The following is a 24,693-nucleotide window of genomic DNA, read 5'->3' on the forward strand; positions in this document are numbered from 1 at the left end:
AGGTGTTCCTGATCCTCGACAACCTGCGGGTGCATCACGCGAAGCTGGTCAAGGCATGGCTGGCCGAGCACGCGGCGCAGATCGAAGTGTTCTACCTGCCGAGCTACAGCCCCGAACTGAACCCCGACGAGATGCTCAACGCGGACCTCAAGCAGGCTATCACTTCGAAGGCACCATCCCGCTCGAAAGGTGCGCTCAGAAAGGCGGCTATCAGTCACTTGCGAAGACTCCATAAGTCACCGGCTCGCGTCCGAAAATACTTTCAGCATCGGCCTGTCCGATATGCAGCGTAGTTTTACTTTTTGTCCGCCGGATCAATAATGAGTGCTTCAAGCCGACCTGCTGACGCACGCGGGTTACGCTAAGCGTTGAGCCCAAGCCGCGCGGAACGATCGATGACTCCCTGTAAAGCGATGTTGCTCTTTCTTGCGCTCCTGCCATTTCACGTCCTCAGCGAGGATGGCATCGACTGCTGGCAGGACGTCGAATCAGCCGCCGTTTTGAGTACGTCCGGAGGACGTTTCTGTAGGGAGCAAGAGCACAACGCGGCGAAAGCGGAAATGCAACGGTACTTTCTGCGTGCTTTGCTCGTAGCTAAGCGTGAAGACATGGAAGATGAAAAAACTTTGGTGCCGGACATTCAATCAACCGAGCTACGAAGCTACGAACAGAGCAGGAAGCTTGGCTAGCAAGCTCGCGCCTTCAGTGCGAGGAGCAAGCCGGCGAGCCAGAAACTACGGGGTACCCGGAGCGGCTAGTCGTCTGTGAGGTTACGCATCTCTATAGGCGCGCTATTGAGCTGTACCCACAATCTCTGCCATGCGCTGACCCAACCAGCTGTTCCAGCCGACGTGGCGGTTCCTCCGGTTCGCTCTGGCACGGCCGCGAATTAACGCTGGACACGAGGCGCCTTAAACACCCATGAACCTACCTTCAGAATCAATTAAGAAAGCGCTTGGCCCCGGAGAGCGTGTTCTGTGGTCGGGTCAGCCCCGGCAGGGTGTTTACCTGCGTAGTGCAGACATTATGTTCGTGCCTTTTAGTGTTCTGTGGGGCGGATTCGCAATCTTCTGGGAGTATTCGGTTGTTACGTTACCCAGCGCCCCGCTGTTCATGGCTCTTTTCGGCATTCCCTTTGTCGCCGTCGGCCTCTACCTGATCGTGGGTCGTTTTTTCATCGAGGCAAGGCAGCGAGCCAACACTCATTACGCAGTTACAAGCCAAAGAATCATCATCGTGTCGGGGCTCTTTTCTCAGGGTGTCAAGTCACTCAACCTGCGCACGCTTTCAGACCTTTCGCTGACTGAGAACGGTTCCAACTACGGTTCCATCTTCTTTGGCGGTGGCTCGCCCTTCTCGTTCATGTTTCGAGGCTTCTCGAGCTGGCCCGGCATGGGCAGTCAGCTTGGCCCGCACTTCGACCAAATCCAAGGGGCGCGTAGTGTTTATGAAATGATCCGCAATGCGCAGCAAGCGGCGTAACAAGCTGTCGCGGCCGCCCCGGCGGCCGAAAAGCCGGTCAGACAGTTTAAGGCAGGCGTTGGCCCCCCAATGAAAGAACACAGCGAGCAGCATTCAGTACTGCTAGCGGCTGTGCTCAGCCTGTTGGTGTTCGGGTGGGGGCACATCTACGTGGGCAGACTCCGTCGCCTTCTCATGGCATTTTTGGCGCTGCTATTGGTCGCCGGAATCCTAAGCGTGGTCGGCATCACCTCAACTCCTGGCGGCATGTGGACGTTGCTCGTTTCAATCGCTGTCTTCTGGCTCTTCCTGATCATTGATCCGATTTGGATCGCGGGTACGACGAGGCCCTCCGAATCCAGGCGATACAAGCGTTGGTATGTTTACGCGGCGTGGCCCGTCATCGTGATCACGGCTGGCGCAGGGTTGCAGGCAGCTAGAAGACCGCTTCTCGGCCTTGATATCTTGCGGATGCAATCCAGTGCAATGGCCCCCGCCGTCCTGGAAGGGGATTTCGTCGCTGTCGATACAAGGGCCTTTTCGCGGCGTGCGCCCGCTGCTGGGGACATCGTGCTTATTACGAACCCTGGTTCAAACAAGGCTCTTCTGCGTCAGATCATCGAGGTTTCTGATAACCAGGTGACGGTTGGGACCCGCACAGGAGGCGCTCAAGTGGTGAGTCGCAGTGACATTGGAGGTCGACTCACCTGCATCTTCTATTCTCGTGACCTCGACAGAATTGGCGCCCTATGAACGGCCCGATCCAAACTGCGGTTCGAACCAACGGTGATGTCTCTGCGCATTACGGCAGGACCGCATTGCAGCAGTACGGGTCTCGACCCGCCGCTTTCCGTGAATTGACCGCTACCACAAAGCCGGTGCACCGCATTTAGCGCCGAGTGGGCCGCGCCGCTGCGTCAATGGCGGGTCGCGACCCGCCCTACCGGCGACTGGTTAGACGCGCACGAACTCCAGATCAGCAACCTCGTGCCCTAGCCGCAGGCCGCGGTTCTCGAAGCGGGTCAGCGGGCGGTCTTCCGGGCGTGGCACGAAGCGGCCGTCCGGGCTCAGGTTCTTGAGCCTCGGCTCGCTGGCGATGGCGTCCAGCATGTGTTCGGCGTACGGCGCCCAGTCGGTGGCGAGCTTGAAACGGCCGCCGATCATCAGCGCATCGGCTACCGTGGCGACAAAAGCCGGCTGGATGATCCGCCGCTTGTGGTGGCGGGTCTTGTGCCAGGGGTCCGGGAACTGCACGACGACTTCGCAGAACGCACCGCGAGGGGCGGTCGTGCGCAGAAACTCGGCGGCATCCGAGCACATCACGCGGACATTGGTCAGGCCGCGTTTCTCGACGTCCTGCAGCACGCGGCCGACGCCGGGGCGGTGCACTTCGGCGCCGATGTGGTTGATCTCCGGATGGCGTTCGGCGGCCTGCGCCAAACGTTCGCCGTTGCCAAAACCGACTTCCAGCGACAGCGGCGCGGCGCGGCCGAAGGCAACCGCGAAGTCGATCTCCGGCAGCGGATGCACGTGCTCGCCGTCCGGCATCGGGCCCAGCCCGTAGTGCGGCCACAGCCGCGCCAGCGCATCGGCCTGCGCGTCCGTGATGCGGCCTTCGCGGCGCACGAAGCTGCGGATCGCGCGGGCGCGGCGATCGTTGTCGAGTTCTGGCAGGTCGGACATGAGATCAACCCTGGACTTGCACCAAGCGCGGCAGACGGATCAGCCGATCACGCCGGCGATTGGCGATGAGGCCGAGGCATAGCGGCGCATCGGCATGCGGCCGGCGAGCTTGGCCTGGCGGCCGGCGATGATGGCATGCTTCATGGCACTCGCCATCAGCACCGGGTTCTGCGCTTCGGCGATCGCGGTGTTCATCAGCACACCGTCGCAGCCCAGTTCCATTGCGATGGCTGCATCGCTGGCGGTGCCGACGCCGGCGTCGACGATGATCGGCACCTTGGCGTTCTCGACGATGGCGAGGATGTTGTAGCGGTTCTGGATGCCGAGGCCCGAACCGATCGGGGCAGCCAGCGGCATTACGGCGACGCAGCCGATTTCTTCCAGCCGCTTGGCCAGCACCGGGTCATCCGAGCAATAGACCATCACGTCGAAGCCGTCCTTGACCAGGGTTTCGGCGGCGGCCAGCGTGCCGAGCACGTCCGGGTACAGGGTCTTCGGGTCGGCCAGCACTTCGAGCTTCACCAGTTTGCGGCCATCCAGCAGTTCGCGGGCCAGGCGACAGGTGCGCACGGCGTCCTCGGCGGTGTAGCAGCCGGCGGTGTTCGGCAGGATCGTGTAGCGGCTGGGCGGCACGACATCGAGCAGGCTGGGCTCGTTCGGGTTCTGGCCGATGTTCACGCGGCGGATCGCCACGGTGATGATCTCCGCGCCGCTGGCCTCGGTCGCCAGCCGCGTTTCCTCCAGGCTCTTGTACTTGCCGCTGCCGACCAGCAGGCGCGAGGCATAGCGGTGCCCGGCGATCACCAGGGCATCGTCGGCGGTGGACAACAGCGGTTCAGCCTGGCTCATCGGGAATCTCGTGTGTGGCGGGTGCGAAGGACGGGTTCCGGCAGCGGCACGTGGACAAGCTTGCCGCCCCGCGATCACCGCCATCGTCCGCACCGAAGGAAGAAGGGACGGTCGCGGCGCCGTTCAGCCGCCGCCGATGGCGCGAACCACCTCGACGCGATCGCCGGCTGCGAGCAGGCGCTGCGCCCAGCCGGCACGGCTGACGATGTCGCCGTTCAGCTCCACCGCGCAGCGCTGGTTTTCCAGCCCCATCGCGCGCAGCAGATCGGTGACGGAACAGGCTTCGGGTAGCTCGTAAGGCGCGCCGTTGACAACGATCTGCATGGCTGCGGAGGTGGTTTCGGAACGGCGCGGAGTTTACCCGACGAGGCCCGGCGCGATTCTCCGGCGCGGCTTGTCAGGCTGACCGGGCGCGTGCATCCTTGCGCCCTGCAAAGCGCCCGAGCGGGTGTAGTTCAATGGTAGAACTGCAGCTTCCCAAGCTGCTAGCGTGGGTTCGATTCCCATCACCCGCTCCACTTCCGGCCGCTCTCCCCGCTTCGCGCCCTTGTCTCGCCGCCGCCGTTCACGGCCGCCAGGCGCTCACAGTTCGGCCACCAGCCGGAACACCAGTTCCGCCGCCACGCTGCCTTCACGCTTCTGGGTGCCGATGCCGAACTGGCTGGAAAAGCGCTGGCTCAGACGGGCATGCACCTGTGGCATCACCAGCAGCGAAGCATTGCCGCGCGCCGTGTTGGCGTAGTTGGTTTCCAGGCCCAGCGTCCAGCGCGGGTCCATCTCGGCGAACAGCGTGGCGTTGACGATGCCGAGCGTGCGGCTGCCCGGGTTGTCGCCGCCGAATTCGCGGTTGGCGCCGAGCATCGCCAGCGTGCTCCAGCGCGGCGAGAAGCGGTAGCCGGCCAGGTACAGCAGCGAACTGGCCACCGAATGGCTGCTCAGATCGTGGAACAGGATGCTCTGCACGCCGTGGCTGAACTGCCGGCTGGTGCCGGCGCTGAAGGTGTACTGCGCAGCGCCCTTCACGGCGCTCAGCTCGCCATGGGCGATCGGCAGTTCCAGTTCGACGGCGACATTGTCGAACACGCCGAACTCCACTTCCGGCGCCAGTTCCAGGCCGCTGCGGCGGCGGGTGACATCGTCCGAACCGCTGATGAAATCGAACTGCCGATCGCCGGTCGACAGCCGCGACAGGGGCTTGAGGCCCAGTACGTTGACCTCCAGCTCGCCCTGCCGCACGCCGAGCGGGCGGATCAGGTCGAACACCATCGGCTCGGGGATGTTCGGGCCGGGGCGGCTGGCGCTGTCGTCGGCGGCTGCCGTCGCCGGCAGATGTCCGGTGGCCAGCGCTGCCGGCAGGGTCAGCAGCGCCGCCGCCGCGATCAGGGCTTGCAGCACGCGGCACGCAGGATCGGCGGCACGGGCGGGGGAAACGGTCATCCGGGGCACTCCAGGGTTCGGGAATGCGCCAGCCTAGACCGGGCGATGTCAGCGGCTGGTCAAGTCTCCGGCGCGCAGCGCCCGATACAGCGCAGGGCCGGTCCAGTCGCGACAGCCACCGGCTTCCGCCTGCCGGATCAGCTGCACCAGCCGGGCGTTGACCGGCGCCGGCCGGCCCAGACGGGCGGCCAGCGCGATCACTTCGCCGTTGATGTCGTCGACCTCGGTCGGCCGCCCGGCTTCGAGGTCTTCCCAGGTCGACGACCGCGCCAACGGATCGATCGCCACCATCTGCCGGGCCAGCCGCCGGAACAGCCAGTCCGGCAGCCGCAGCAGGGCCGGCAGGAACTGCGGCCGGACGCGGGTCAGCTGCGCCAGCGGAATGTCGGCGGCCGCCAGCAGCGCCAGCGCTTCCGCCTGGGCGGCGGCGAGACAGCGACGGAAATCGCGCTGCGCCAGTTCTTCCCGCAGGGTCAGGCCGCTGAGCGCGTTGATCGCGTTGTTCAGGTTCAGCAGCAGCTTCGACCACTGCACGGCGCGGATGTCGTCGTGCAGCGCCAGCGGCAGGCCGGCCCGCGCGAACAGCGGGGCGAGCCGCACGGCCGCCGGATGCGCCTCGATCGCCAGCTGGCCGCCGGAGCCGTGATGGAAGCGGCCCTCGCCGCGTGCCAGCACGTTGAACGGCACCATGCCGCCCAGCACCGTCTGCGCCGGCAGGTGGCGGCGCAGCCGTTCGGCGTTGCGCAGGCCGTTCTGCAGGCTGATCACCACCGTGCCCGGCTTGAGCGTGGCGGCCAGTTCCCGACCCGCCGTGTCGGTGGCGGCCGACTTGACGGTAACCAGCACGACATCGGCGCTGGCCGCGTCGGCTGGATCGAGCGAAAAGCGCAGCGCCGCCGGATCGACGCGGTGCAGCGCGCCGTCGAGATCGGTGCAGCACAGGCCGTGTTCGGCCACGACGACGCGCTGGCGGCTGCGGCCGATGAAGCGCACGCGGCTGCCGGTCGCCTGCAGCCGGCCGCCGAGATAGCAGCCGACGCTGCCGGCGCCATAGATGCAGATCTCCGGTTCCGGCGTGTTCATGCGCGCTCCCGTGGCGGCGGTGGGGCCCAGCTTTTCAGGCGTTCGAGACTGGCCCGGTAATGCGGCAGGCCGGCCAGCAGCAGCAGGCTGGCGACAGCCAACGCCACCGGCAGCACCAGGGCCAGACTGTAGCGAACCGCGCGGTCGTCGCCGAACAGCTGGTCGGTGCACAGCGCCACCGCCGTCGGGCCGCAGCCGAGGCCGATCAGGTTGACGGCGAACAGGTACAGCGCCGAGGCCTGGCTGCGCAGCGCGTTCGGCATGATGTCCTGGATCGCCGCCGGCGCCACGCCGAACGGCATCGCCATGCCGAACACCGCCGGCATCAGCCACAGCGCGGCGGCGGTGCTGCTGGCCACCAGCGGGAAGGCGATGCAGCAGGGCAGCGCCAGCAGCGCGCCGGCGGCGCAGACGCGCAGGCCGGCATCGACGACACCGGTCTTCAGCAGCCGGTCGGCCCAGCGTCCGCCGGTGACGATGCCGGCCGAGCCGAACAGCGCGGTGATGCCGCCGTAGACGATGCCGACGGCCGGCGCCTCCCAGCCGTGGTTGCGGATGAAGAAGCTGGGCACCCAGGCCGCACTGCCGTACGCCGCCAAGCTCACCAGGCCGATGCCGAGATGGTGATGCAGCACGGTGCGGCGGTTGGCGGCCAGCCAGCCGGCGGCAGCCGGCAGCGGCACCTCGATCCCCGCACCGGCGCCGTGGCGCTGCGGCTCGCGGATCGCCAGCACCAGCAGGCTGAACAGCACTCCGGCGGCGCCCAGCACCAGGAACACCAGCTGCCACGGCCGCACGCGGCCGAGCCACGGCAGCTGCACGTCGCCCTGCGCGGCCGCGAAGCCGATGACGAGGCCGCCGACCAGGAACGCCAGCCCGGAGCCAAGGTAGATGCCCATCGAGTAGACGCTGATCGCCGTTGCCCGCAGCGATTTCGGGAAGCTGTCGGCGATCAGCGAATAGGCGCTGGGGCTCAGGCTCGCCTCGCCGACACCGACGCCGGCGCGGAACAGCAGGAAGCCGAGATAGCTGCGCGCCAGGCCGCAGCCGGCGGTCATCAGGCTCCAGAACACCATGCCGGTGGCGATGATCCCGCGCCGCGAGCGGACATCGGCCAGCCGGCCGATCGGAATGCCGCAGACCGTGTAGAACAGCGCGAAGCTCAGGCCCAGCAGCAGGCTCATCTGGGTGTCGCTGATCGCCAGGTCGCGGCGCACCGGCGCCACCAGCAGGTTCAGTACCTGGCGGTCGATGAACGAGATCACGTAGGCGCCCATCAGGATCGCCACCGTCAGCCACGCCCGTCGGGACGACGGATAGGCGGCTTCGGGGCTGCGATCGGGCGTGCGGGTCATCAGGCGGTCCTGCGCGGGCGGGGCTGCCTGCCGTTACGGATCAAGCGCGATTCCGGCTGCACGGCCGCGAAAACACAAATGGCATGAGCTGTGCTTGACCGAAGCCGTCATCGGCAACGAGGCCGATCCCCGTCCACACGGAAGCCTCCACCATGCCTGACCGTTACGCCCGCCCCACCCTCGTCCTGCTGATCGCCGCGCTCGCTGCCGGCTGCGCACCGCTGGTGCCGCAGTCCAGCGTCGACCGGGTACCCGTGCTCAAACGCGAGGCCGCCTTCCGGATTCCGGTGTTCGAAACCGGCGGCGATACCACACCGCCAGCGGCCGTCACCGTCATCGCGCCGATCGAGGCGCATTCCTGCCAGTTCTGGGAATTCAGCGATGTTCCGACCCAGGACGACGCGCTGAAACGCCTGCAGCTGGCGGCGCTGGCGCAAGGCGCCGACGGCATCGTCGACCTGCGCTTCGAAGCCGACAAGGGCAACCGCTGGGATTCGCGCTGCTGGGACAGCCTGGCGGCCCGAGGCACGGCGGTGAAATTCGATCGCACGGTCGCCGCCGCGCCTTTGCCGTCAGCCCTGACAGCCGCCGCGCCAGCGGCGCAGCCGCCGGCAGCCGGCACCGTGACGGCCGAGGCCGCGCCGAACCCGGCCGCTGCTGCTGCGACAGCTTCGGTGGCCGAAGCGCCGGCCGCTGGCAGCGCAGTGATCAGCAGCCAGGGCGATACCATCGTCGCCTCCGGCAGCGGCCGCGCCGAGCTGATGGACTGGATTCGCCGGCTCGGCATTCCGCGCAGCAGCTTCATCGCCCGTGGTCCGGGCGACGGCAATCTCGACTGGCTCGACGGCCCGGCGGAAATCGGCAGCTGGAACGTGCGGCTGCCGAAGTCGACGCAGGCCGCGTCGCTCGGCACCACCGTCACCGCCAGCGGCGTGGCGCTGGTGCCGGAGGTCAGCGAGCTGCGCTTCACCTCGCGCCAGCTCGGCTACGACATGACCGGCACCTGGACCTGGACCCGCAACGGCACCTGGAACATGAGCGACCGCTACCTGCGGCGGCTGCCCTGAGCCGCGACGCCGGCCGCGCTCAGGCGAACAGCCGACCGGCGTAGACGCCGAGGCCGCGGGCGACGCTGGCGAACGGATCGCCGTTGACCGATTCGGCGCGGCCGAAGGCTTCGGCCAGCGCGTCGCGCAGCGCGCGGATGCCGGTCGAACCACCCGTGAAGTAGATCGCGTCGACCTGATCGGCCTGCAGGCCCGCTGCCGCGACGGTCTCCTGAGCGGTCTGCACGATCCGGGCGATGCCGGCGCTGATCGCCCGCGACAGCAGTTCGCCGTCGATGTCGACGCCGAGATCGTTCTCGACGAAATCCAGCGCCAGCCGCGTCGTGCCGCCATCGGCAACCGCCACCTTGGCGTCTTCGACGAGGCCGGCGATGCGGTGCCCTTCACGCTCGCGCAGCACCTTCATCAGCCGCTGATGGTGGACCGGCTGGTCGTAGAAGATGTCCAGCGTCTGGGCGCTGGCCAGCGCCTTGCGCGTGTACAGGAAATTGATCTGGTGCCAGGTCGACAGTTCGAAATAGATCTGCGACGGCACCTGCTTGCCGTTCCGGCCGGGCGCGCCGAGGCCCAGGCAGGTCATCGCCGAGCGCATCGACAGGTACTGGTCGAAATCGGTGCCGGCGATGTGCACGCCGCCGTTGGCCAGCACGTCGCCGCTGCGGTCCAGCGCCCCGGCGCGGTCCGGCCCGAGCCGCACCACCGAGAAGTCCGAAGTACCGCCGCCGATGTCGGCGACCAGCACCACGGTGTCGCGCGCCAGCGTCCGTTCGTAGTCGAGCGCGGCGGCGATCGGCTCGTACTGGAAGCGCACGTCGCGGAAGCCGACCGCTTCCGCCACTTCCATCAGCGTGCGCTCGGCCAGCTGGTCGCGCTCCGGGTTGTCATCGACGAAATGCACCGGACGGCCCAGCACCACGCGGCTCAGCGGCTCGCCGGAAGTGGCTTCGGCCGTGCGCTTCAGGTGCGCCAGGAAGCGGCTGATGATGTCGCGATAGGCCACCGGCTGGCCTTCGATGATCGTCGTCTCGTTGATCAGCTCGCTGCCGAGCAGGCTTTTCAGCGAGCGCAGCAGCCGGCCGCCATAGCCGGCCTGGTATTCGGCGATCGCCTGGCGGCCGTAGGCCACGCTGTGTTCGTCGGCATTGAAGAACACCGCCGTCGGCAGGGTTTCGCGATCGCCCTCGAGCGCCACCAGCCGGGCGGGATGGCCGCTGGCACCGACGCAGGCAGCGGAATTCGAGGTGCCGAAATCGATGGCGGCGTAGGCAGTCATGGCGGGGTCGACGCAGGACCAGCGCACGGCGCGGGCCCTGGGGGTGGTTTACGGGGCGCGCAGTGTACCCGCCCAGACGGCGGCGACGGTCATGCCACCACGCGGACACCACGGCGGGCGCCGCGTTCGTACACTGCCGGCCATGAACACGCTCCCGGAAATGCCGCCGACCGCGCGGCCACCAACGCCGCTGAACCCGAAGCAGCTGCCGCTCAGCAAATGGACGGCGGTGACGCCGGTGAACCGCGAAAAGCACTTCATCGTCACCCGGCTGATCGAGCCGGAGCCGCCGACCGCACCAGTCACCGAGGTCGAGCTGCAAGCGGTCCACTCCGGCCGCGTGCAGGTGCTGCCGTGGCGGGCGCTGGGCGACACCGCCGTCTGGAAGCGCGGCTGGGTCTGAGGCCGCCCCAGATTTCTTGCACGCCCGCGAAGTCGCGACGTATATTGTGTATATACAGTATATTGTGTATATACATCGGAGCGCCCCATGCAGACGCGCGTCTTTCAAAGCGGCAATTCCCTCGCCGTGCGGATCCCGAAGGAACTGGCAATCGTCTCGGCATCCGAGGATGTCGAGATCGAGCGCATCGGCGACAGCCTGGTGATCCGCCCGATCAAGCGGAAGAAGCTGGCCGGACTCGGCCGCGTGCTGGCCGGATTCAGCGCCGATTTCATGGCCGAAGGTCGCGAGGTCCACGACGAACCGGCGCGCGACTGGCCGACTTCGGTGCAGGAGCCTGCACCGCCGCCATACGAGCGCAAGCCCTGAGCGGCGCACCGTGCGGCATCTGCTCGACACCAACATCTGCATCTATCTGATCCGCCGCCAGCCGGCGCAGGTCATCGAACGCCTCGAAGCGCTGCATCAGGGCGAGGCGGCGATGTCGCTGGTCACCTACGCCGAACTGCGGGCTGGCATCGAGATGCAGTCGCGCCAGCGCGATCAGGACGAACGGGTCCTCGCCGAGCTGATCGGCCTGATTCCGGTGCTGCCGCTCGACAAGGCGGTGGCCGAAGCCTATGGCCGCCTGCGCGCTGCCGTGCCCGACCGGCGCCGCAACGCCTTCGACCGCCTGATCGCAGCACATGCGCTGGCCGTCGATGCCGTGCTGGTGACCAACAACGAGGCGGACTTCGAAGGCTATCCCGGCCTGCGCGTCGAGAACTGGATCTAGCGCCACGAAAAAGGCCCCGTTTCCGGGGCCCTTTCCTGAAGCGTGAGGCTGGAAGCCGGGTGACTTAGAAGTCGCCCATGCCGCCCATGCCACCCATGCCGCCGCCGGCCGGCATTGCCGGACCTTCGTTCTTGGCCGGGAGTTCGGCAATCATCGCTTCGGTGGTCAGCAGCAGGGCTGCAACCGAGGCGGCGTTCTGCAGGGCCAGGCGGGTGACCTTGGCCGGATCGATGATGCCGGCTTCGATCATGTCGCCGTAGGTGTCGTTGGCGGCGTTGTAGCCGTACGAATCCTTGCCGCCCGAGACCTTGTTCAGCACGACCGACGGCTCGCCGCCGGCGTTCTTGACGATCTGGCGCAGCGGTTCCTGGATCGCGCGATGCAGGATGCGGATGCCGACCGTCTGGTCGTCGTTGTTGCCCTTCAGCTTTTCCAGCGCCTTGGCAGCGCGGACCAGCGCCACGCCGCCGCCGGCGACGATGCCTTCTTCAACGGCCGCACGGGTGGCGTGCAGGGCATCTTCGACGCGGGCCTTCTTTTCCTTCATCTCGATTTCGGTGGCGGCGCCGACCTTGATCACCGCAACGCCGCCGGCCAGCTTGGCCAGACGCTCGTGCAGCTTTTCCTTGTCGTAGTCGCTGGTCGCGGCTTCGATCTGGGTGCGGATTTCCGACACGCGCGCCTCGATGTCGCTCGGCTTGCCGGCGCCGTCGATGATCGTGGTGTTTTCCTTCGAGATCTGGACCTTCTTGGCGGTGCCGAGGTCGGCGATGGTCGCCTTCTCCAGCGACAGGCCGATCTCTTCCATGATCACCGTGCCGCCGGTGAGGATGGCGATGTCCTTCAGCATTTCCTTGCGGCGGTCACCGAAGCCCGGCGCCTTGACGGCGGCGACCTTCAGAATGCCGCGCAGGTTGTTGACCACGAGGGTGGCCAGCGCTTCGCCTTCGACGTCTTCAGAGATGATCAGCAGCGGACGGCCAGCCTTGGCCACGCCTTCGAGCACCGGCAGCAGCTCGCGAATGTTCGAGACCTTCTTCTCGTTGATCAGGATCAGCGGGTTTTCCAGCTCGACCTGCTGGCTCTGCTGGTTGTTGATGAAGTACGGGCTGAGGTAGCCGCGGTCGAACTGCATGCCTTCGACGACATCCAGCTCGTTCTCGAGGCCCGAGCCGTCTTCGACGGTGATCACGCCTTCCTTGCCGACCTTGTCCATCGCGGTGGCGATGATTTCGCCGATCGCTTCATCGGAGTTCGCCGACACGGTGCCGACCTGGGCAATGGCCTTGCGGTCCTTGCATGGCACGGCCTGCTTCTTGATTTCGCCGGTCACGGTCTCGACGGCCTTGTCGATGCCGCGCTTGATGTCCATCGGATCGGTGCCAGCGGCCACGGCCTTCAGGCCTTCGGCGAGGATCGCCTGGGCGAGCACGGTGGCGGTGGTGGTGCCGTCGCCGGCGGCGTCGGAGGTCTTCGAGGCGACTTCCTTCACCAGCTGGGCGCCCATGTTCTCGAACTTGTCCTTGAGTTCGATTTCCTTGGCGACGGAGACGCCGTCCTTGGTCACGGTCGGCGCGCCGAACGACTTGTCGAGGATGACGTTGCGGCCCTTCGGGCCCAGGGTCACCTTGACGGCGTTGGCGAGAATGTTGACGCCATTGGCCATGCGGCTGCGGGCATCATCGGAAAACTTGACTTCTTTGGCTGCCATTTCGATTTCCTCGTGTTGCGGAATAGGGGTTGAAGCGGATTACTTCGAGAACACCGCGAGGATGTCGTCTTCGCGCAGGATCACCAGATCCTGGCCGTCGACCTTCACTTCGGTGCCCGAGTACTTGCCGATCAGGATGGTGTCGCCGGCCTTCACGTCGAGGGCGTGGACCTTGCCGTCATCGGTGCGCTTGCCGGCGCCGACCGCGATCACTTCCGCCTTCAGCGGCTTTTCGGCGGCCGAGTCCGGAATGATGATGCCGCCCAGGGACTTCTTCTCTTCCTCGAGGCGCTTGACGATGACGCGGTCGTGCAGGGGACGCAGACTCATGTTCTCAACTCCTGGTTGTTTGGTAGTGCCGACAGTTCCGGAGGGGCGGCGACCTTCGCGCGGCTGCGCACCGGTCTTGTTGTTAGCACTCTCCCCCGGAGGCTGCTAATTCTAGGGGGCATCCCCGGCGTTACAAGGGGGTGCAGGACTTAAATTTCGCCGCACCATCCCAGTGCGCCGCGCTGGCTGCCGCCCGTGGTGATCTGTCTGGGGAATCCCGGTCCGGCTTTCAAGAGCCGGAAAGCTCAGAGTGGCAGCAGGTTCATCGCCCGCGCCCGGGCCAGTGCAGCGGCACGACTGGAGACGCCGAGCTTCGCGTAGAGGTTCTGCAGATGCCATTTGACGGTCGTCAGGCTGACCTCGGCACGATCGGCGATCTGCTGGTTGGACAGCCCGGCGTCGACATAACGCAGCAGTTCCAGTTCGCGCGGCGTCGGCGTGCCGAGCAGCGGCAGGCGTCCCTGGGCATCCGCCGGCCCGGCTGCCGCGTCGCGCTCCTGGGCTGACCGGGGCCGGCAGCGCTCGGCAAAGAACCGGCGCTCCTCGTCGCTGGCGAATCCCCAGGCCGACGGCCGGCTGCCGTCCACGACCTGCGCCAGCGTCTCGGCGTGGTCGTCAAACGGGCGCACGATACGGCGGCTGGCAGCCAAGGTGATCGCCCGGGTGACGTGGCGAATCGCCAGCACGATCTGGTGGCCGCGCACCGCGACGGCGGCGCTGTCGAGCAGCAGTTCCACCTGCCGGGCCGTGCAGTCGTGGCGCCGGGCGCGCTGCAGTTCCTCGGCGATCAGCGGCAGCGCCTGCGGGTGGCGATCGGCGGCGATCAGAAGCTCGATATGCAACGCCGCCCGCAGCGCTTCGGTCAGCGGCGGGCCGTTCGGTCGCCGCTGGCGCGAACGCCGTCCGGCGGCATCGATGCGCAGGCCGATCCGAGCCGCTTCGGCTTTCGCGTCCTCCAGGCGGCCGAGGCGGATCAGCCGGCGCGCCACGAAGCAGGACAGCATCAGCGCCAGGCGCGGCGGATAGGCGCCGGCAATCTCGCGCAGGCGCTGCAGCGGCAACTGGCCATCCCAGAGCAGCACGGCAGCTTCCAGCCCGCAGGCGGCGGCTTCCAGAAAGCCGTGGCTGCGCGCGCCGGCCAGTCCGATATCGAGCAGCGCCCGCGCTTCTCCGTCGTTCCCCGTCCCGACAGCGATCCGCGCGGCGAGCAGCGCCAGCGTGCCGACGATGCCGCTGTCGTCACCGAGCGCGCCGCGCAGCGTCGCCAGCACCGGCCCCAGTTCGGCCTGCGCCGCCGCCAGGCTGCCTTCGTGGACGGCCGGCAAGGCAGCGTAGGCCGAAACCCAGCCATCGACATAGACGCTGGCGGCCTGGAATGCGGTTTCGCGGGCGGCCGCGAGCGCGCGACGGGCCTCGGCGAAGGCGAGATGGTTGACGTGATAGCCGCCGACGATGCAGTTCGCCGCCGTGCGGTTGAAAGCATCATCGCCGGCTTCCGCATCGGGCTCGGCCAGCCAGCGACCGGCGCCGAGCTGGGCGTCTTCCAGGTGGTCGGTCAGGCTGTCGATCGAGGTGCGCAGGATGGCGATCCGCCGCCGCAGGTCGCGATCGGCCGTGCCCCGCCGCTCCTCGGCGCGCTGCACGCGGCTGGCCAGCACGGCGCTGTGACGGCGGGCGTCGTCGTAACGGCGATGGAAGGCCAGCGCCCAGACGAACCAGTATTCGGCCTCGGGCCCGGCCTGCTGTCCGCGCGCATGCAGGGCGTCGAGCCAGCGCAGGTACTGCTGCACGTCACCGCGGTCGCGGACGAAACGCGGCGCGATCTGTTCAAGGATCTGCCGCGCCACCGCCGCCGAGCGCGATGCCAGCGCGTAGTCGACGGCGTCGCGCCACTGGCCGCCGCGCTCGCAGGCACGGGCGGCGCGGATCAGCAGCGTCTGCCGGCGCTTCGGCGGCAGCAGCCGGTCGGCCTCGTGGCGCAGGTGATCGCGGAACAGCCCGTGCAGCCGGTACTGGCTGCGGCTGCGATCCAGCGGAATCACGAACACGTTGCGCTCGATCAGATAGGCCAGGTGCCGGCCGACATCGGCGCCACCGATGGCCTGCGCGCACAGCTCGGCGCTGAAGGTGCGCAGCAGCGCGAGGCAGTAGAGGAACTCGCGCAGCGCATCGGAAAAGCCGGACAGCACCTGGCGGTTCAGCAGCTGCGCCAGCGCCTGATCGGAGCCGGAGAACTCCCGCACCGTCTGCTGCGGATCATCGGCGTGGCTCAGGATGATCTGCGCCATCCGCACCGCCGCCGGCCAGCCTTCGGTGCGGGCCGTGACCTCGGCGACGCCACCGGCGCCGATCGCGGCGACCAGCACCGGGCCGAGCAGTTCAGCGACCTCGCCGGCATCGAAGCCGAGGTCGGCGGCGCCGATCGGCCAGAGCCGCCCTTCGAGCTGGGCGCGGCCGAGATCGAACGGCAGTTCGCGCGTGCTGCTCAGGACCAGCTGCAGGTCGCTGCGGGTATCGAAGCAGAGGCGGTCGATCAGCCGGCCGAGGTCGGCGTCGGGGCCACCCGGCAGGTTGTCGATGAACAGGCTCAGCGGCGCCGGCGCATGGGCGAGCGCGTCGATCAGGCGGTCGATCCGCGCCTCGGCCGGCGTCTGGCCGCGAAACAGCGCATGGGTCGGATGCAGGCGGGCGGCCCGGCCGGCGAGCCGCGCCTCGAGCGCGTCGATCAGGCCGTCGAGGGTCGTTTCGCGGTCGTCGATCGACAGCCACAGGCAGTGCCGGCCGGCGCGGCGCTGCTCGGCCAGCCACATCGACATCAGCACCGTCTTGCCGTAACCGACCGGCGCCACGATGGCGACCAGCTTCGCCGCCTGCCCGGCCGCCGTCCGCAGGCGCGCCAGCGCCCGCGTCGGCAGGCTGCGGAACATGAAGGCCGGCGGCTCGCCGCGGCCGACCGGCGTGACGGCCGCGTCCGCATCCGCCTGCGCGGCACCAGCAGTTTCAATCGACGGAACCGGCAATTTGCGTGGCATGGCCCAGCTTCTCCGAGGCGCTTCGGCGCCAGCCTGCTCGAAAGTACGGGTCCGGGACAGCCCGGGCTTCCGACACTGCCGCTCCAGCCTGATCCCCGAGCCGGAGCCGTCCGATGAACGCAGCCGTGAAGCCCCCGCAGCACCATGTCGAGCGCGCCCGCACGATGCCGCTCGCCGACATCGACGTCAGCGACGTCTCGCTCTACCAGCAGGAAGCCCTGGCACCGTACTTCGAGCGCCTGCGCCGCGAAGCGCCGGTGCACTGGTGCAAGGACAGCCCGTACGGCGGCTACTGGTCGATCACCAAGTTCCACGACATCGTCGCGATCGACACCAACCACAAGCAGTTCTCGTCGGATCACACCAACGGCAGCTTCGTGCTCGACGACACCACGCTGAACGCGGTGGAAGGCGGCATCTCGCTGCCGAACTTCCTGGGCATGGACCCGCCGACCCATGACATCCACCGGATGGCGGTCAGCCCGATCGTGGCCCCGGCCAACCTGCTGCGCTTCGAAAGCCTGATCCGCAGCCGGACCAAGGACCTGTTCGACAGCCTGCCGCTCGGCCAGACCTTCAACTGGGTCGAGCAGGTGTCGATCCCGCTGACCACGATGATGCTGGCGACGCTGCTCGACTTCCCGTTCGCCGACCGCGCCAAGCTGACCCGCTGGAGCGACATCGTCACCACGCGGCCGGGCTACGGGCTGGTCGACAGCTGGGAACAGCGCACGGCCGAGCTGATGGACTGCCTCGCCTACTTCCAGAACCTCTGGGACGAGCGCAAGGCGCAGCCGCCGAAGTCCGACCTGATCTCGATGCTGGCCCATTCGCCCGCCATGCAGGGCCTGACCCCGACCGACTTCATCGGCATGCTGGTGCTATTGATCGTCGGCGGCAACGACACCACGCGCAGCTCGATGTCCGGCAGCGCGATGGCCGCCCATCTGTACCCGGCCGAGTTCGCCAAGGCCAAGGCCGACCCGTCGCTGCTCGCCAGCCTGGTGCCGGAAGTGATCCGCTGGCAGACGCCGATCGCGCACATGCGGCGCACCGCGATCGAGGACGTCGAATTCCGCGGCCAGCCGATCAAGAAGGGCGACAAGGTGGTGATGTGGTACCTGTCCGGCAACCGCGACGAGGACGTGATCGAGCGTCCGCACGATTTCATCGTCGACCGGCCGAACGCCCGCCGCCATCTGTCGTTCGGCTTCGGCATTCACCGCTGCCTCGGCAACCGCCTGGCCGAGATGCAGATCCGGGTGCTGTGGGAAGAGATGCTGAAGCGCTACACGCAGGTCGAAGTGATCGGCGAACCGCTGCGGGTGCCATCGAACCTGATCCACGGCTACCTCGACATCCAGACCCGGCTGCACGCCTGACCACCCGCCCCGACTCCCGAGAAAACCATGCCGAAGATCACCTACATCACCGCTGCCGGTGTCGAGCACGTCGTCAACGCCAGCTGCGGCGAATCGGCGATGCAGGCCGCCGTCAGCCACCGCGTACCGGGCATCGATGGCGACTGCGGCGGCGTCGCGGCCTGCGGCACCTGCCATGTCTGGGTCGACCAGAACTGGCTGGACCGCATCGGCCCGGCGCGGCCCGGCATCGAATCCGAGATGCTGGCCCTGACCGATGGCGCGACGCCGTACAGCCGGCTGGCCTGCCAGATCGAACTGGGCGATGCCCACGACGGCCTGCTGCTGCGGATGCCGACCGACCAGCACTAGTGCAGCGCGTGCAGCACACCGTGAGGGCTGCGCCGTACCAGGCCTTTTCCGGCTGACGCGCTCGCGTCAGCCGAACCCGACCGACATCCCGAGGATCACCGCCATGCAGCACCTGGACCCCGAGGGCGGCGGCGCCTGCCCGTTCCGTTTCAGTCTCGACGCCACGCAGTTCAAGCCGGGCGACGTGGTGAGCTACCGAATTCCGGATCGCTTCGACGACTTTCCGTTCGTCGGCATGCTGGTCGCCGTCCATGACGACCACGTGCTGATTTCGCCGAACGATCCGACCCAGCCCGGCAAGACGATGCGCGGCAGCCGCGAGAACCGGCCTGTCGTGGCCAGCACCGAACTGCTCTGACAGGCGGCATCGGCGCCTGACGGCGCACCGGGCCGGGAAGCCACAAAGTAAACACTTGTAAACTTCGACGGCTCTGGCGCTAGAATGCTGCGCCGCAATATGCGGTCTCCGGCCGCAACCCGATGTCCGAAGGTTGCCGCCCACCGCCCCGCCTCGCTCGGAGAATTCGTCGATGAAACCCTACGGCCGCAAGGTCGCCATCCTTGGCGGCAGCCGCATTCCGTTCGCCCGTTCCAACGGCGCCTACGCCACGCGCAGCAACTCGGACATGCTGACCGCCACGCTGAAGGGCGTGGTCGACAAGTACCAGCTGCACGGCGAGCGCCTTGGCGAAGTCGCGGCCGGTGCGGTGCTCAAGCACTCCCGCGATTTCAACCTGACCCGCGAATGCGTGCTGTCGTCGGGCCTGTCGGCCGAGACGCCGGCCTATGACCTGCAGCAGGCCTGCGGCACCAGCCTGGAAACGGTGATGACGGTCGGCAGCAAGATCGCCCTCGGCCAGATCGAAAGCGGCATCGGTGCCGGTGTCGATACCGCGTCGGATGCGCCGATCGGCGTTGGCGAAGGCCTGCGCAAGATCCTGCTCGAAGCCAATCGCGCCAAGACTGCCGGCCAGCGGCTGGCCGCGTTCGCCAAGTTCCGGCCGAAGCATCTGGTGCCACTGATCCCCGGCAACAACGAGCCGCGCACCCGTCTCAGCATGGGCGCGCACTGCGAGCTGATGGCCAAGCAGTGGGGCATTCCGCGCGCCGAGCAGGATCAGCTGGCACTGGAATCGCACCAGAAGGCCGCGCTGGCCTACGACTCCGGCTTCTTCGGCGATCTGGTGGTGCCGTACGCCGGCCTGAACCGCGACAACAACCTGCGCGGCGACACCACGCTGGCCAAGCTGGCTTCGCTGAAGCCGGCGTTCGACAAGACCGCCGGCACGCTGACCGCCGGCAATTCCACGCCGCTGACCGATGGCGCTGCCGCCGTGCTGCTGGCCTCCGACGACTGGGCCAAGGCGCACGGCCACAAGCCGCTGGCCTATCTGACCGCCTATGAAACGGCAGCGGTGGATTTCGCGTCCGGCCGCAAGGACGGCCTGCTGATCGCCCCGGCCTTCGCGGTGCCGCGGATGCTGGCGCGGATGGGGCTCAAGCTGCAGGACTTCGACTTCTACGAGATCCACGAAGCCTTCGCCGCCCAGGTGCTGTGCACGCTGAAGGCCTGGGAAAGCCCGACGTTCTGCAAGGAACGCCTCGGCCTCGACAAGCCGCTGGGCAGCATCGACCGCTCGCGGATGAACATTCGTGGATCGAGCTTGGGCCTCGGTCATCCGTTCGCGGCGACCGGCGCGCGCATCGTCGCCACGCTGGCCAAGATCATCAGCGAGAACGGTGGCGGCCGCGGCCTGATCTCGATCTGCACCGCCGGCGGCATGGGCGTGACGGCAATCATCGAGGGCTGATCGCGGCGCGCCGGCGTTTCCCTTACCGAAACGGAACGCGCTCGGCATACTCCCTGCACAACAGACGGCCCGCCAGTCCATCGACCGGCGGGCCGTTTCCATAGCCAGCTGCCGGGGAGAAGTTGATGAGCCTGTTCCGCACCAAAGCGATCGAGACCGATCTCGAAAAGAACACCGGCCTGAAGCGCAGCCTCAACGCCTTCGATCTGGTGATGCTTGGCATCGGCGCGATCATCGGAACCGGCATCTTCGTGCTGACCGGCAAGGCGGCGGCAGTCAATGCCGGGCCGGCGGTGGTGCTGTCGTTCATCGTGGCCGGTCTGGCCTGCACCTTCGCGGCACTCTCGTACGCCGAACTGGCCTCGTCGATCGGCGGCGCCGGCAGCGCCTACGGCTATGGCTATGCGGGCTTGGGCGAATGGCCGGCCTGGATCATCGGCTGGATGCTGGTGCTCGAATACGCAGTGGCGGTGCCGGCGGTGTCGGCTGGCTGGTCGGAGTACCTGAACACGCTGCTGCTGTCGCAGGACGTGCAGCTGCCAGCCGCCATCACCCACAGCTTTCTCGACACCCAGCACGCCGGCAGCGTGATGAACCTGCCGGCGATGCTGATCATCTTCGCGCTCGGCATCCTGCTGGTGGTCGGCGCCAAGATCGGTGCGATCTTCAACGCCATCATCGTCGCCGTGAAGCTGGCGACCATCTTCCTGTTCATCGGGGTGGCGGTGTTCCACGTCGACCCAACCTTGTGGCATCCGTTCATTCCGGACGCCGTGGTCGATGCCGACGGCACCTCGCACTTCGGCTGGGGCGGCGTGTTCGACGGCGCCTCGAAGATCTTCTTCGCCTATCTCGGCTTCGATGCAGTGTCGACCGCCGCCGAGGAAACCAAGAAGCCGTCGCGCGACCTGCCGATCGGCATCCTCGGCTCGCTCGGTGCCTGCACGATCCTCTACATCGTGGTGTCCGGCCTGCTGACCGGCATCGTGCCGTACACCTCGCTCAATGTCGGCTCGCCGGTCGCCTACTCGCTGCTGCAGATCGGCCAGAAGACCGCCGCCGGGCTGATCTCGATCGGCGCCATCGCCGGCCTGACCACGGTGATGCTGGTGATGTTCTACGGCCTGACCCGCGTGCTGTTCGCGATTTCCCGCGATGGCCAGCTGCCGCCGTTCTTCGCCACGCTGCATCCGGAAACCCGCACGCCGGTCGGCTCGATCGTCGCCGCCGGCCTGATCATGCTGCTGCTCGGCGGCTTCGTGCCGCTCGGCGAACTGGCCGACACCGCCAACATCGGCACGCTCGGCGCGTTCGTCATCGCCTGCGTCGGCGTACTGGTGCTGCGCCGTACCCGGCCCGATCTGAAGCGGCCGTTCAAGGCACCGTTCGGGCCGCTGCTGCCGGTGCTCGGCGTGCTGTCCTGCGGCTATCTGATGACCCGTCTCGGCCAGACCACCTGGACGGCGTTCGCGATCTGGCTGGCCATCGGCCAGGCGATCTACTTCGGCTATTCGCGCAGCCACTCCAAGCTCGCCAAGGCCTGAGGCGCGGCCATGGAAGTCTTCTGGGCAGCGATCGACGCCGTCAACAACACGCTGCTGTCAGTGCCCATGCTGCTGGCGCTGCTCGGCATCGGCCTGCTGTTCTCGGCCTGGAGCAAGTTCTGCCAGTACCGCTCGCTGACCCACGGCATGGCGCTGGTCGCCGGCCGCGGCATCGACACCGCCCACGGTGAAGGGGCGCTGACCCACTTCCAGGCGCTGACCGCGGCGATGAGCGGCACGGTCGGCCTGGGTGCCATCGCCGGCATGGCGATCGCGGTCGATTTCGGCGGCCCGGGTGCGGTGTTCTGGATGTGGGTGGTCGGCCTGATCGGCATGGCGCTGAAGACCACCGAAGTGACCTTGTCGCTGCTCTACCGCGACACCTCCGAGCCCGGCAATCCGCATGGCGGTGCGATGTATGTCGCCCGTGATGGCCTGGCGCAGCTGAATCCGAAGCTGAAGCCGTTCGGCCGCGTCGTCGGTGTGTTTTTCTGTTTCGCGCTGCTGCTGTTCGCGTTCACCGGCGGCAACATGTTCCAGACCTGGAGCGTGGCCGACACCACCCGCGAGTACTTCGGCGTGCCGACCTGGCTGACCGGCGTGATCCTGGCCAGCGCCGCCGCCGCCGTGATCCTCGGCGGCATCCGGCGCATCGGCAACGTCACCAAGACGCTGGTGCCTTTCAAGTGCGGCGTCTACGTGATCGTCGGCGTCTACGTGATCCTGCACGAGGCCGACAGCCTGCCGGCGCTGTTCTCCCTGATCGTCAGCAGCGCGTTCTCGCCGACCGAGGGCGTTGGCGCCTTCGCTGGCGGCAGCATGGGCGGTGCGTTCATGTGGGGCATGAAGCGGGCGCTGTTCTCCAGCGAGGCGGGCCTCGGCACCGCGCCGATCGCGCATGCTGCGGTGAAGACGCCGGAGCCGGTCACCGAAGGCGTGGTGGCCGGACTGGAGCCGTTCATCGACACGATCTTCGTCTGCACCGTGACCGGCCTCGTCGTGCTGGCCACCGGCATCTGGAACCGGGCGCCGGCCGCGCTGTGGAGCACGCCACCGGCGATCGTCGAAGCCGCACCCGGCCACTGGCAGCCGGATCTCGCCCGCATTCCCGAGCAGTCCGGCGCGATGCGCGAAGAATGGAAGCCCGGCGCGCCGGTATTCGTGATGGTCGACAACGGCGGCAGCCGCACGCGGCTCTACGGCGTGCTCGGTGACGACGCGCAGTCACTGCGCTGGATGCCACTGGAAGCGGCTCGCGCGCCGACCCTGCTGGATGCCGGCGTCTACGCCGACTACCGCGGCTCCACCCTGGTCGCCAAGGGCTTCGACAAGGTGCATCCGGGGCTCGGCCGCTGGCTGATTACCATCGCCGTCTGGGTGTTCGGCCTGTCCTGCATCATCAGCTACGGCTACTACGGCGAGCAGGGCGTGATCTACCTGATCGGACCGCAGGCGATCACGCCGTACCGGATCACGTGGTGCGTGGCAGCGGCTGTGGCCTGTTTCGGCTTCATCGAGACCTCGGGCCAGCTCGATGCGATCTCCACCGTCGGCTTGGGCTTCATGTACCTGGTCAACCTGCCGCTGATGCTGGTGCTCGGCCACAAGGCGATGGCCGCCTACCACGGCTACTTCCGTCGCCTTGCGGCCGGCGAGATCCGCCGGCCGTCCTGAATCGACGCACCGGCGGATCGTCTCAACCCTTGGGCTCAGGCGCTGGCGGCAGCGATCGCCTGGCTGAGATCGGCGATCAGGTCGTCGATGTGCTCGATGCCGATCGACAGCCGCACGGTGTCCTCGCTGACGCCGGCCTTTTCCAGCTCCGCCGGTGACAGCTGGCGGTGCGTCGTCGACGCCGGATGGGTGGCCAGCGACTTGGCATCGCCGATGTTGACCAGCCGCGTGAACAGCTTCAGCGCATCCTGGAAGCGGGCGCCGGCCGCCCGGCCACCGCTGAGCCCGAAGGTGATGATCCCCGACGCCCGGCCGCCGAAGTAGGTCTGGGCCAGTGCATGCTGCGGATGGTCTTCCAGGCCGGCGTAGCCGACCCACTTCACCTGCGGCTGCGCCTTCAGGAAACGGGCGACCTTGATCGCGTTGTCGGTGATCCGGTCCATGCGCAGCGCCAAGGTCTCGATGCCGGTCAGGATCTGGAAGGCGTTGAACGGCGACAGCGCCGCGCCGGTGTTGCGCAGCGGCACCACGCGGGCGCGGCCGATGTAGGCCGCCGGCCCGAGCGCTTCGGTGTAGACGACGCCGTGATAGCTCGGGTCCGGCTCGTTGAGGCGCGGGAAGCGCGCCTTGTGCTCGGACCACGGAAACTTGCCGGAATCGACGATGGCGCCGCCGAGCGTCGTGCCGTGGCCGCCGAGGTACTTGGTCAGCGAGTGCACGACGATGTCGGCGCCGTGCTCGATTGGCCGCAACAGGTACGGTGTGGCCACCGTGTTGTCGACGATCAGCGGCACGCCGGCGGCGTGGGCGATCGTGGCGATCGCGGCGATGTCGGTGACATTGCCGAGCGGGTTGCCGATCGATTCGATGAACACCGCCTTGGTCCTGGCGTCGATCAGCGGCGCGAAACTGGCCGGATTGCGCGGATCGGCGAAGCGCGTCTCGATGCCGAACTGCGGCAAGGTGTGGGCGAACAGGTTGTAGGTGCCGCCGTACAGCGTGCTGGCCGACACGATGTTGTCGCCGACGCCAGCGATGGTCTGGATCGCATAGGTCACCGCCGCCTGGCCGGAAGCCAGCGCCAGCGCGCCGATGCCGCCTTCGAGCGCCGCCAGCCGCTGCTCCAGCACATCGTTGGTCGGATTCATGATCCGCGAATAGATGTTGCCGGCCACCTTCAGGTCGAACAGGTCGGCACCGTGCTGGGTGTCGTCGAAGGCGAACGCCACGGTCTGGTAGATCGGCACCGCGACCGCGCGGGTCGTCGGGTCCGGCTGGTAGCCGGCGTGGATGGCCAGGGTCTCGAAGCGCAGCGGGGTATCGGACATGTGTCGTTCTCGGCGGGGTTGTAGTGTCGGACAGGGGTCATGCACGCGCCGTCAACGCTGGACGGTTCGCGGATGCAGACGCTACACCGGCCGTACGGTTCCAAGGAAAGTCCAAACGCGTCGCGTGGCATTGGCCCGGCCCGG

25 protein-coding genes and 1 tRNA gene are annotated in these 24,693 nt (G+C 67.5%); 15 read left to right on the forward strand and 11 right to left on the reverse strand.

Annotated elements, in window-relative coordinates:
• From ACTIGJ_RS12800 to ACTIGJ_RS12815, 4 genes are all read left to right on the forward strand, one after another.
• A partial coding sequence (locus tag ACTIGJ_RS12800; RefSeq protein ID WP_439640712.1) for a transposase occupies positions 1-293 on the forward strand: 293 nt, incomplete at its 5' end.
• 102 nt (positions 294-395) lie between these two features.
• Positions 396-689, forward strand: a complete 294-nt coding sequence (locus ACTIGJ_RS12805; RefSeq protein ID WP_439640713.1) for a hypothetical protein — start codon at positions 396-398, stop codon at positions 687-689.
• Positions 690-921: 232 nt separating this feature from the next.
• Positions 922-1,482 carry a PH domain-containing protein gene (locus tag ACTIGJ_RS12810; protein WP_439640714.1) on the forward strand — a complete coding sequence of 187 codons (561 nt, stop codon included), beginning with the start codon at positions 922-924 and terminating at the stop codon, positions 1,480-1,482.
• Positions 1,483-1,551: 69 nt separating this feature from the next.
• Positions 1,552-2,214, forward strand: a complete 663-nt coding sequence (locus tag ACTIGJ_RS12815; protein WP_439640715.1) for a hypothetical protein — start codon at positions 1,552-1,554, stop codon at positions 2,212-2,214.
• 201 nt (positions 2,215-2,415) lie between these two features.
• Here the strand turns inward: ACTIGJ_RS12815 and trmB are convergent, their stop codons facing one another.
• The 3 genes from trmB to thiS form a co-directional block, all read right to left on the reverse strand.
• Entirely contained in the window at positions 2,416-3,144 is a 729-nt protein-coding gene (gene trmB, locus ACTIGJ_RS12820; RefSeq protein ID WP_439640716.1) for a tRNA (guanosine(46)-N7)-methyltransferase TrmB, read from the reverse strand.
• A 39-nt stretch (positions 3,145-3,183) separates the two neighbouring features.
• Positions 3,184-3,993: a thiazole synthase gene (locus tag ACTIGJ_RS12825; RefSeq protein WP_439640717.1), complete on the reverse strand. Its 810-nt coding sequence runs from the start codon at positions 3,991-3,993 to the stop codon at positions 3,184-3,186.
• A gap of 123 nt (positions 3,994-4,116) precedes the next feature.
• Positions 4,117-4,317 (reverse strand): sulfur carrier protein ThiS, encoded by a 201-nt coding sequence (thiS, locus tag ACTIGJ_RS12830; protein WP_439640718.1) that lies wholly within the window; start codon positions 4,315-4,317, stop codon positions 4,117-4,119.
• A gap of 120 nt (positions 4,318-4,437) precedes the next feature.
• Here thiS and ACTIGJ_RS12835 point away from each other — a divergent pair.
• Positions 4,438-4,511 (forward strand) — tRNA-Gly (locus ACTIGJ_RS12835).
• A gap of 64 nt (positions 4,512-4,575) precedes the next feature.
• On the opposite strand, the gene ACTIGJ_RS12840 is transcribed toward ACTIGJ_RS12835, so the two are convergent.
• The 3 genes from ACTIGJ_RS12840 to ACTIGJ_RS12850 are packed head-to-tail and all read right to left on the reverse strand — an operon-like array spanning position 4,576 to position 7,868.
• Positions 4,576-5,430 carry a hypothetical protein gene (locus ACTIGJ_RS12840; RefSeq protein ID WP_439640719.1) on the reverse strand — a complete coding sequence of 285 codons (855 nt, stop codon included), beginning with the start codon at positions 5,428-5,430 and terminating at the stop codon, positions 4,576-4,578.
• Between the two features lie 48 nt (positions 5,431-5,478).
• Positions 5,479-6,513, reverse strand: coding sequence for a 2-dehydropantoate 2-reductase (locus ACTIGJ_RS12845; protein WP_439640720.1), 1,035 nt, complete (start codon positions 6,511-6,513; stop codon positions 5,479-5,481).
• A complete protein-coding gene (locus ACTIGJ_RS12850) occupies positions 6,510-7,868 on the reverse strand; it encodes a spinster family MFS transporter (protein WP_439640721.1) in 1,359 nt (452 codons plus the stop codon). The genes ACTIGJ_RS12845 and ACTIGJ_RS12850 overlap by 4 nt, the downstream gene beginning before the upstream one ends.
• A 152-nt stretch (positions 7,869-8,020) precedes the next feature.
• Here ACTIGJ_RS12850 and ACTIGJ_RS12855 point away from each other — a divergent pair, with 152 nt between their 5' ends.
• Complete coding sequence (locus tag ACTIGJ_RS12855; protein WP_439640722.1) at positions 8,021-8,935, forward strand: hypothetical protein; 915 nt, start codon at positions 8,021-8,023, stop codon at positions 8,933-8,935.
• Between the two features lie 19 nt (positions 8,936-8,954).
• Here the strand turns inward: ACTIGJ_RS12855 and ACTIGJ_RS12860 are convergent, their stop codons facing one another.
• Positions 8,955-10,208 carry an Hsp70 family protein gene (locus ACTIGJ_RS12860; RefSeq protein WP_439640723.1) on the reverse strand — a complete coding sequence of 418 codons (1,254 nt, stop codon included), beginning with the start codon at positions 10,206-10,208 and terminating at the stop codon, positions 8,955-8,957.
• A gap of 142 nt (positions 10,209-10,350) precedes the next feature.
• On the opposite strand from ACTIGJ_RS12860, the gene ACTIGJ_RS12865 reads away from it, so the two are divergent.
• The 3 genes from ACTIGJ_RS12865 (at position 10,351) to ACTIGJ_RS12875 (ending at position 11,386) form a co-directional block, all read left to right on the forward strand.
• Positions 10,351-10,611: a TIGR02450 family Trp-rich protein gene (locus ACTIGJ_RS12865; RefSeq protein ID WP_439640724.1), complete on the forward strand. Its 261-nt coding sequence runs from the start codon at positions 10,351-10,353 to the stop codon at positions 10,609-10,611.
• An 87-nt stretch (positions 10,612-10,698) separates the two neighbouring features.
• On the forward strand, positions 10,699-10,980 hold the full coding sequence (locus ACTIGJ_RS12870) for an antitoxin (protein ID WP_439640725.1): 282 nt from the start codon (positions 10,699-10,701) through the stop codon (positions 10,978-10,980).
• A gap of 10 nt (positions 10,981-10,990) precedes the next feature.
• The gene (locus tag ACTIGJ_RS12875) at positions 10,991-11,386 is read left to right on the forward strand and encodes a type II toxin-antitoxin system VapC family toxin (protein WP_439640726.1); all 396 of its coding nucleotides are present in this window, start codon (positions 10,991-10,993) and stop codon (positions 11,384-11,386) included.
• Positions 11,387-11,450: 64 nt separating this feature from the next.
• Here ACTIGJ_RS12875 and groL read toward each other — a convergent pair whose 3' ends face one another.
• From groL to ACTIGJ_RS12890, 3 genes are all read right to left on the reverse strand, one after another.
• Entirely contained in the window at positions 11,451-13,097 is a 1,647-nt protein-coding gene (gene groL / locus ACTIGJ_RS12880) for a chaperonin GroEL (protein ID WP_439640727.1), read from the reverse strand.
• Between the two features lie 39 nt (positions 13,098-13,136).
• On the reverse strand, positions 13,137-13,427 hold the full coding sequence (groES, locus tag ACTIGJ_RS12885; RefSeq protein ID WP_439640728.1) for a co-chaperone GroES: 291 nt from the start codon (positions 13,425-13,427) through the stop codon (positions 13,137-13,139).
• Between the two features lie 245 nt (positions 13,428-13,672).
• Complete coding sequence (locus tag ACTIGJ_RS12890; RefSeq protein ID WP_439640729.1) at positions 13,673-16,459, reverse strand: LuxR C-terminal-related transcriptional regulator; 2,787 nt, start codon at positions 16,457-16,459, stop codon at positions 13,673-13,675.
• Between the two features lie 113 nt (positions 16,460-16,572).
• Here ACTIGJ_RS12890 and ACTIGJ_RS12895 point away from each other — a divergent pair, with 113 nt between their 5' ends.
• The 6 genes from ACTIGJ_RS12895 (at position 16,573) to ACTIGJ_RS12920 (ending at position 23,221) form a co-directional block, all read left to right on the forward strand.
• Positions 16,573-17,841 (forward strand): cytochrome P450, encoded by a 1,269-nt coding sequence (locus tag ACTIGJ_RS12895; RefSeq protein WP_439640730.1) that lies wholly within the window; start codon positions 16,573-16,575, stop codon positions 17,839-17,841.
• A 27-nt stretch (positions 17,842-17,868) separates the two neighbouring features.
• The gene (locus tag ACTIGJ_RS12900) at positions 17,869-18,192 is read left to right on the forward strand and encodes a 2Fe-2S iron-sulfur cluster-binding protein (RefSeq protein WP_439640731.1); all 324 of its coding nucleotides are present in this window, start codon (positions 17,869-17,871) and stop codon (positions 18,190-18,192) included.
• Positions 18,193-18,295: 103 nt separating this feature from the next.
• Positions 18,296-18,550, forward strand: coding sequence for a hypothetical protein (locus ACTIGJ_RS12905; RefSeq protein ID WP_439640732.1), 255 nt, complete (start codon positions 18,296-18,298; stop codon positions 18,548-18,550).
• Between the two features lie 172 nt (positions 18,551-18,722).
• A complete protein-coding gene (locus ACTIGJ_RS12910; RefSeq protein WP_439640733.1) occupies positions 18,723-20,003 on the forward strand; it encodes an acetyl-CoA C-acetyltransferase in 1,281 nt (426 codons plus the stop codon).
• Between the two features lie 125 nt (positions 20,004-20,128).
• A complete protein-coding gene (locus ACTIGJ_RS12915) occupies positions 20,129-21,547 on the forward strand; it encodes an APC family permease (RefSeq protein WP_439640734.1) in 1,419 nt (472 codons plus the stop codon).
• Between the two features lie 9 nt (positions 21,548-21,556).
• On the forward strand, positions 21,557-23,221 hold the full coding sequence (locus ACTIGJ_RS12920) for an alanine/glycine:cation symporter family protein (protein WP_439640735.1): 1,665 nt from the start codon (positions 21,557-21,559) through the stop codon (positions 23,219-23,221).
• Between the two features lie 35 nt (positions 23,222-23,256).
• Here the strand turns inward: ACTIGJ_RS12920 and ACTIGJ_RS12925 are convergent, their stop codons facing one another.
• On the reverse strand, positions 23,257-24,549 hold the full coding sequence (locus ACTIGJ_RS12925) for an O-acetylhomoserine aminocarboxypropyltransferase/cysteine synthase family protein (RefSeq protein WP_439640736.1): 1,293 nt from the start codon (positions 24,547-24,549) through the stop codon (positions 23,257-23,259).
• Positions 24,550-24,693: the final 144 nt, after the last annotated feature.

The organism is Nevskia sp. (assembly GCF_051860985.1).
Lineage (GTDB): Bacteria > Pseudomonadota > Gammaproteobacteria > Nevskiales > Nevskiaceae > Nevskia.

Excerpts from the sequence above, each read along its gene's own strand:
- ACTIGJ_RS12805 (WP_439640713.1), top strand. The coding sequence starts at position 396 with ATGACTCCCTGTAAAGCGATGTTGCTCTTTCTTGCGCTCCTGCCATTT.
- ACTIGJ_RS12810 (WP_439640714.1), top strand. The coding sequence starts at position 922 with ATGAACCTACCTTCAGAATCAATTAAGAAAGCGCTTGGCCCCGGAGAG.
- ACTIGJ_RS12815 (WP_439640715.1), top strand. The coding sequence starts at position 1,552 with ATGAAAGAACACAGCGAGCAGCATTCAGTACTGCTAGCGGCTGTGCTC.
- trmB (WP_439640716.1), bottom strand. The coding sequence starts at position 3,144 with ATGTCCGACCTGCCAGAACTCGACAACGATCGCCGCGCCCGCGCGATC.
- ACTIGJ_RS12825 (WP_439640717.1), bottom strand. The coding sequence starts at position 3,993 with ATGAGCCAGGCTGAACCGCTGTTGTCCACCGCCGACGATGCCCTGGTG.
- thiS (WP_439640718.1), bottom strand. The coding sequence starts at position 4,317 with ATGCAGATCGTTGTCAACGGCGCGCCTTACGAGCTACCCGAAGCCTGT.
- ACTIGJ_RS12840 (WP_439640719.1), bottom strand. The coding sequence starts at position 5,430 with ATGACCGTTTCCCCCGCCCGTGCCGCCGATCCTGCGTGCCGCGTGCTG.
- ACTIGJ_RS12845 (WP_439640720.1), bottom strand. The coding sequence starts at position 6,513 with ATGAACACGCCGGAACCGGAGATCTGCATCTATGGCGCCGGCAGCGTC.
- ACTIGJ_RS12850 (WP_439640721.1), bottom strand. The coding sequence starts at position 7,868 with ATGACCCGCACGCCCGATCGCAGCCCCGAAGCCGCCTATCCGTCGTCC.
- ACTIGJ_RS12855 (WP_439640722.1), top strand. The coding sequence starts at position 8,021 with ATGCCTGACCGTTACGCCCGCCCCACCCTCGTCCTGCTGATCGCCGCG.
- ACTIGJ_RS12860 (WP_439640723.1), bottom strand. The coding sequence starts at position 10,208 with ATGACTGCCTACGCCGCCATCGATTTCGGCACCTCGAATTCCGCTGCC.
- ACTIGJ_RS12865 (WP_439640724.1), top strand. The coding sequence starts at position 10,351 with ATGAACACGCTCCCGGAAATGCCGCCGACCGCGCGGCCACCAACGCCG.
- ACTIGJ_RS12870 (WP_439640725.1), top strand. The coding sequence starts at position 10,699 with ATGCAGACGCGCGTCTTTCAAAGCGGCAATTCCCTCGCCGTGCGGATC.
- groL (WP_439640727.1), bottom strand. The coding sequence starts at position 13,097 with ATGGCAGCCAAAGAAGTCAAGTTTTCCGATGATGCCCGCAGCCGCATG.
- groES (WP_439640728.1), bottom strand. The coding sequence starts at position 13,427 with ATGAGTCTGCGTCCCCTGCACGACCGCGTCATCGTCAAGCGCCTCGAG.
- ACTIGJ_RS12890 (WP_439640729.1), bottom strand. The coding sequence starts at position 16,459 with ATGCCACGCAAATTGCCGGTTCCGTCGATTGAAACTGCTGGTGCCGCG.
- ACTIGJ_RS12895 (WP_439640730.1), top strand. The coding sequence starts at position 16,573 with ATGAACGCAGCCGTGAAGCCCCCGCAGCACCATGTCGAGCGCGCCCGC.
- ACTIGJ_RS12900 (WP_439640731.1), top strand. The coding sequence starts at position 17,869 with ATGCCGAAGATCACCTACATCACCGCTGCCGGTGTCGAGCACGTCGTC.
- ACTIGJ_RS12905 (WP_439640732.1), top strand. The coding sequence starts at position 18,296 with ATGCAGCACCTGGACCCCGAGGGCGGCGGCGCCTGCCCGTTCCGTTTC.
- ACTIGJ_RS12910 (WP_439640733.1), top strand. The coding sequence starts at position 18,723 with ATGAAACCCTACGGCCGCAAGGTCGCCATCCTTGGCGGCAGCCGCATT.
- ACTIGJ_RS12915 (WP_439640734.1), top strand. The coding sequence starts at position 20,129 with ATGAGCCTGTTCCGCACCAAAGCGATCGAGACCGATCTCGAAAAGAAC.
- ACTIGJ_RS12920 (WP_439640735.1), top strand. The coding sequence starts at position 21,557 with ATGGAAGTCTTCTGGGCAGCGATCGACGCCGTCAACAACACGCTGCTG.
- ACTIGJ_RS12925 (WP_439640736.1), bottom strand. The coding sequence starts at position 24,549 with ATGTCCGATACCCCGCTGCGCTTCGAGACCCTGGCCATCCACGCCGGC.